This window comes from Schleiferilactobacillus shenzhenensis LY-73 (genome assembly GCF_000469325.1).
GTDB lineage: Bacteria > Bacillota > Bacilli > Lactobacillales > Lactobacillaceae > Schleiferilactobacillus > Schleiferilactobacillus shenzhenensis.
This window is the reverse complement of sequence record NZ_KI271611.1, coordinates 21,645-27,644: the sequence shown is the minus strand read 5'-3', so window position 1 is coordinate 27,644 and position 6,000 is coordinate 21,645. Positions and strand designations below refer to the sequence as shown.

Sequence of the window (6,000 nt, the reverse complement as noted above, 5' to 3'; positions counted from 1 at the left end):
AGCCGAAGATAAGCCTCCTCGGCTTTAAATAACGTCGTTTGCCCCTGTAAGCAAACCAAACAATCTGCTACACTGATATTCATGGAAGACCGCTTCTCTCTAGTTGGTGTGGTGACTATACTAGAAGACTAACGGTCTTCTTCTTGTTTGAAAAGGCCTCACCAGGAAAGATTTTATACTAAGGCCGATTGGCTGCTGGCCGGTGAGCCGGTTGTCCGCCGCCCCTTTCTCACTATTCCGGCGGTACGGGGATGCCCATCTGCCGCAACCGGTCCTGCCAATTCGGTGCGCGGCGGACCATCTGCTCGTCGTCCTGGACAATGAGCCCTTGGGCCAGCATCCGCTTGGGGAGCACCCGCTTACTGCTGCTCTCCTTGCGGGGCATGAGGCGGAGCGCAACGAAGAAGTCGTAAAGCGCCGTGGCGGGCTCCGGCTTGGTCAGGTGTTCTGCCGCCACGACCGCCGCCAACTGCACCATACTGGTGAACGGCGTCTCTGCCGGGACCAGGACCAACGGGGTGAAGAAGAAGAAAACGTTGTGCGCCCAGGCTAGCGACCGCCAGCCGAGCAGTTGACCGTAGCTCCAAACCAGTTCGGGCGTCCAGGGCCACGGCAGCGCTGGCAGAACTTGGGTGTCTGCTGCGGTCAACCAGCGAACTGACACATAGCCGGGGGCTTGGGTGTGGGCCTGCAGCACCGCCGTCACAGCGGCCGTCAACTCTGGCGAACGGGGTAGTCGATTCTGGGGGAAATATCGGTTTTCTGCCACGGGGACCAACCCGGCTTCATTAAGCAGGCGGAATCGGCTGCTCGCCCATTGGTGCCGGCTGTGACCCTGGGCGAGGAAGTCGCTGTGGATGTCCGTCAGCGTCCGCGGTTCAGCCCACTGTGCTGCTTGCCGACCATAAAGCGCCCCGACCGTCAGTGTGCTGCCCACCGGCCGCAGGAGACGGTTGTTGACCACTTCGGTGTCCGGCAGCACAGCCTGCACGACTGCCATCAGCGCCGCCCGGTCCTTGATATGGGCTCGGGCAAACAGTTTGCCCGTCGGATCCACCGTGGGCTGGAGCTGTTGCGTCACATAGCGCTCCAGGTCCGTCGCGAACATCCCGCCAGCTGTCTGGTATTGTGCCGTCACATACGCGCGCAGCTGCTCGCCAATCAACCGCTGCCCGGCAGCAACGTCCACCAGCTGTAATGCCCCGCCCGTGTTCACCACGTCGGGCATGGACGCCACCGTCTGGCTCAGCGAATAATCCGGCCACCCCATCACCTGTTGGAACTGGGCCGTGGACACCCGCCAGCCGTGCGTATGCAGATAATGGCGCAGCTGCTCCGCATTGGTCAGCGGCGCTTGGTGCAGCGGATAGATGTCGTCGCTGCGGCTGTTCGAATACCGGAAGTCGTCGGGGTAGAAATGGCGAAAGACGTGGTACGCCTCGTCGGCACTGATTTCTGGCGACAAAAGATCCTTGAATCGCGCCCACAAGCCATCGTCCCGGATCACCCACCGGCCTTCCTGAAACTGGGTGCGGCAATACGCAGCCATCTGTGCAAATACGGCCCGGTCATAGCGTTCCGGGGCAAAAAGGCGGTAGTGGCCATTACCGATGGAAATGATTTGGTCAGCGGTAATCGCCCGCTCGATCATCGTCGAAAAATGGCGGGTTCTGCGGTCGTTCTCTGTGAACAGTGTGCGGCCAAAATACTGGTGCGCCGCCGTGTTCAGCTGCTCGGCAAAAGCCCCATCCGCGGTGAAGGGTTGGGTCCCGATCTGCCGCCGAATCAGCCAGACCAGCATGGCGCCCTGAGTTAATTTACCAGTATGGTGCAGGATAACGCCCGGATATTCTGTGTACCCCAAGTCATGCAGGACGGCTTGCCGCTGGGCGGGAAACAATTTCTGACCGTGATCTGTCAGGGCCGCCGTCAATTGGGCCGGTGTAATCTCTTCCGGCTGGTTCACCGCCGCCGCAACAATGGCGCGCTGGGCGGGAGTCACATCAACCGACCCGAACCATAGCGTTGCCAGCGGTGCACTATTAGGCAGCAGCCGCTGAATCATCCGGGAGAAATGCTTGGAGTAACGGCCAGCCCAGTCGATGGGCCGGACTTGGCTTTCTACCAGTACCCGCAATGTCAGGCGGTTGTCCCGCCAGTATTGTGTGAAATAGCGGAGTGCCTTCCCCTCCTCTTGCCGGACCCGTTCTCGTGTGATGTGCAAGGGGGCGGCGATTGATTCTAACGTGGCCCCGCTCAAGGTGCGTTCATCGAAAATGAGCTCCCGGCGCGTCGTCTGCTGTTCCTTGAAAGCAGTCAGATGCTCCGCGAAGGGGCGCGGGTCTACTTGGTGCAGCAAGGCGGCATTCTCGCGGATCTGTTCCGCAGTGAGCGCCGCCACTTGGGCCTCGGCTTGGGCGGCGGGCATCTGCCAGTCTGTCTGCAAATAAAGAATAAGCGCCCGCCGCCACATGGCGGTATCCGCGGTCGGTAACTCGGCCTGCTGGGCCAGCGTGTCAATCTGGTTCTGGAGCCAGGCGGGATACTGACTGGCCCGCTCAACCGGCAGCCGGTCCGCACCAAATAGCGCACTGACGGCCGGATCAGTCTTCAAGGCAAAATGGCTGCGGACGGGATAGAGCAGCGAATGGTCGGCCAGCCAAGCGGGGACCGCCTCTGGGTTATTGGCCCAGAGCGGGACAATGAGATCGATTGCCACCGGCACTGTCCGATCCACGGCAGCCCGTTCCTCCAGCAGTGCCGCCCGTTCCGTCAAAATCGCCATGAAGCGCTGCTGCTGGTCAGCACCGATACCGTGCAGCTGCATCATTTGATCGAATTTGGCTGGGGTCAAGTCACTGACCTTTTCCACCTCCAAGCGCGTCAGTACGGTCTGGAACACGCGGTTGTAGGTGCCGGCGAAAGCTTGCCGCACGGGCGTGTCGTCGTGGGTAAGGATGGCGGGCAACACCAGGGGCACCGCAGGCGTATCCGGCGGCAGCGGCGCGTGATCATCTTGCAATGCCGGATCATCCCATTCCGTCGTGAAGCGGTCGATCTCTGCCCGCAGCGCGCCAGCCGACGCCAAGTGGGCGTACCGGTCACACCAGCGGGACAGGATTGTGATCATTCGAGCCATGCGCTTGGGCCCGATGTTCCGGGCTTTGAGCAGACCATGTAATTTGGCGTCAGAAATGTCCCGTACCGATACCATGTCCGCATTGGCGAAGGCGCGCAAAATGGTCCCGTCGGCCGAGGTGTTGAAGATTGTACGGATGTTTTCTTCCGGCGCCACTGGGGTATCGTTGACTGCTGAGTCTTTCGCCGTGCCAGCGGCAGTATCTTCGTGGGCTTCTACGGACCGGGCATACGCGGTTAAAGCGGCTTGGTCCTTGTCTGATCGCGTGAACGGTGCAGTCCTGGCGACGGGCGGCGTTGGCACAGGCCCAGGTTGAAGCTGGTGTTTGCGCGCATATATGGCCAAAACTGAATTCGGGTTCCTGGCCGATGAGTTTGTGTTTTGGGCATCCTGGGAGTCGTTACTCGAGGCGGACCAAACAGCCGGTTGATCCCTGGTGCCGGCGGAATGGGCCACGGTGGCTGCGCTGGTTTTGGGCGAAGAATCTCGTGCACTCATGCTCTGGGATTCCTTGGCGGACGGTAGCGGCTGGGACTGGCCAGTATTTGATGCAGTGCCGGTGCTGCTGGCAGCCGCGGCAGTGCGGGCATGTGGTTCAGTGGCACTTTCTGATGCACTATCGGCGGTTTCCGACACCAATGCCGCGTACGGCGTCACACGAACAATCTGCAATAAGGCCTTCACTTCTCCGGCGATTTTGGCATCACCGGCGAGGGTATTGGGATACAGCCGGTCGAGCACAAGGCCAAAGAATTGGTCTTCCCCCATGATGGCCAACTCAGCGAGACGGGCGCGCAGACGGCGGTTGCGGGTCACGATGGGGCCGAAGCGGTGGGCGGTAATAATCCTTTCTTCACCCTGCAAGGGTTGATTACGGGTTGGCGAGATGGCCAGTGCGGGATCGTGTATTTGTACGCCAAATAACCAGTGCAGCTTCAGCAGTTGCTGGAAGCCGGCTGGGGCGGTGTCTTGGATCCGGTTCAAAACGGCCGTCGGTGCCAGGACGGGACCGTTCGCCGATGACCGCGCAATATCGGCGGCCATCACGGGCACGCCAGTCACCCAGCGCAGCCACGCCACACTATCTTGTATCTGCCAGAATTGCGGAAAAAGAATGCCGTTCACCATTGCCGCCGTCTCCATTCTATTCGCAGAGTATGGTTGGTCCCCTGCGGCACCGTTAATCACCCCGTACGAATTAGTCACTGCGAACGACCGGGTCGGGATGAGGATGATGATTACGTTTCCTTTATTATACCGTAGGGGGTGGGTGGGGGGTGACGGGATGCCCACAATGATCAGCACGTATATTGGAAGGCGCATCTAGATATAGGTACATCAGCAATGGTACGTACAAGAAAAAACATATATGCACTGGTCACTGAATGGAGGGACCGCGAATCGTTATCTAATCCACTGAATTCAACTTCCAAAAAAATAGCTAGAATACGCAGAAGCAACTGTGTTGGCGCGTATCATGGCAGCAAAATCGCCTCGTCCCACGGAACCACCCGCGACAAATACGGTATCCCAGCAATGATCGTCACCAGCTGGTGCTGGCCGCGGTGCTGCTGGTTCCAAGCGGCCAGGTCCTCGGTCTTTTTCTCAAAGTGCGACACCTGCCACATTTCTAACGAATAATAGGTCTGACGGGGTTCCACCACATCTGTGTAACGGTACATCACTGGCCCGGCAGCAGCCAAGCCCATGGCGACTTCTTGTAAGAAGCTCCGGGCCTCCGGCTTGCGGTCGGGCATTGTTGTCTCGACGCCTTCCTGGAGCCAGTCAAGCGTGGCGACGATGTTGTGCGTGAATGAGTTAATACCGACACCGTCGAAGCTGATGATGGCCGAATGTTGCAGCTGGCGGGTGAAGTGTTCTTCGGCAATTTGCCAGTCGCCGCCAAGTTCCAGGCCAGTGTTGGGGTGAAGCCAGGTGGGGTAGTCGGTTCCAGCGAGGTATGTGCCCACTAAGGTCAGAAAATGGGCGGCGGTCGTTCTCGGCAGATCGCGGGGCAGGACGAAGAAACCGGCGCTGACGGAAAGGCTGGCCATGATGATCATCTCCTTGGTGCTATTATCGCTTGCGGGGCCGGAAAAAGGCTTCCACTGGGGGAAGCCTTAGATCAAGCTTAGATCATGCGTGTTTCTTCTCGCCATAGTAGCCCCAGGCATCGAGATACGCAATCTGGTATCGTTGCAGTGCCGTTGGCGGACCGTACATTCGATAATCCATATCTTCCGGGATGACGACCACCAGGTTGCCCGCCCAGCACAGTGTATCAAAGTCAGAATCGCTGTCATCAAACATGGTGCGCAGAACGGTCAGGCCCGAATGATTGAGCCAAAAGTCATAACCGCCAGAAACAATGGCACCGTCAATCAGGATGAATGCAGCCCGCTCTATGTCATTATCATCCCACCATATACCATCCAACGCTGGGTCATTAGATTCGTTAATGTTCTTTTTGATGGCTTCAGCTGAGATAATTGCTTCCCGGAAGCCCATGGTCTCCACCAATGTTGTCATGGCATGTCTTTGCGCCATGGTTGGGGAATCGTTAAATACCGTAAACGTGGCGTTGACACCATCAACCAGCACCACCTCTGCCATGTCCAGCGACTGAACATCGCTGCTGCTTGCGGCAGCACCCAGCATGATGGGCAAGATGGTGATCAGACTGCAATTCTGATCAGCGATTGGGCCAAAACTGATTACTGTGCCGTCACGCAGGATAAGGCTGTTGGCTGGAACAACAGTCATCCCCAGGCGTACGTCTTCCATCGCCAGTGAGGACGCGCCTTTCGCAAGATTTGCCTTAATTTCTTGATCCGTTATTGTCACCACTCGAAACGTTCCTT

General features: G+C 58.4%; 3 protein-coding genes. All 3 read right to left on the bottom strand.

Going from position 1 to position 6,000, the window contains the following annotated elements; translation table 11 throughout:
* Positions 1 to 232: 232 nt before the first annotated feature.
* The gene (locus L248_RS13695; RefSeq protein WP_040536939.1) at positions 233 to 4,267 is read right to left on the bottom strand and encodes a hypothetical protein; all 4,035 of its coding nucleotides are present in this window, start codon (positions 4,265 to 4,267) and stop codon (positions 233 to 235) included.
* Between the two features lie 347 nt (positions 4,268 to 4,614).
* Positions 4,615 to 5,193 carry a hypothetical protein gene (locus L248_RS13685; RefSeq protein WP_155828682.1) on the bottom strand — a complete coding sequence of 193 codons (579 nt, stop codon included), beginning with the start codon at positions 5,191 to 5,193 and terminating at the stop codon, positions 4,615 to 4,617.
* A gap of 82 nt (positions 5,194 to 5,275) precedes the next feature.
* Positions 5,276 to 5,983, bottom strand: coding sequence for a hypothetical protein (locus L248_RS13680; protein ID WP_155828681.1), 708 nt, complete (start codon positions 5,981 to 5,983; stop codon positions 5,276 to 5,278).
* Positions 5,984 to 6,000: the final 17 nt, after the last annotated feature.

What these genes read in the sequence shown, in the direction of transcription:
- L248_RS13695 (WP_040536939.1), bottom strand. Translation starts at nt 4,267, where the DNA reads ATGGTGAACGGCATTCTTTTTCCGCAATTCTGGCAGATACAAGATAGT.
- L248_RS13685 (WP_155828682.1), bottom strand. Translation starts at nt 5,193, where the DNA reads ATGGCCAGCCTTTCCGTCAGCGCCGGTTTCTTCGTCCTGCCCCGCGAT.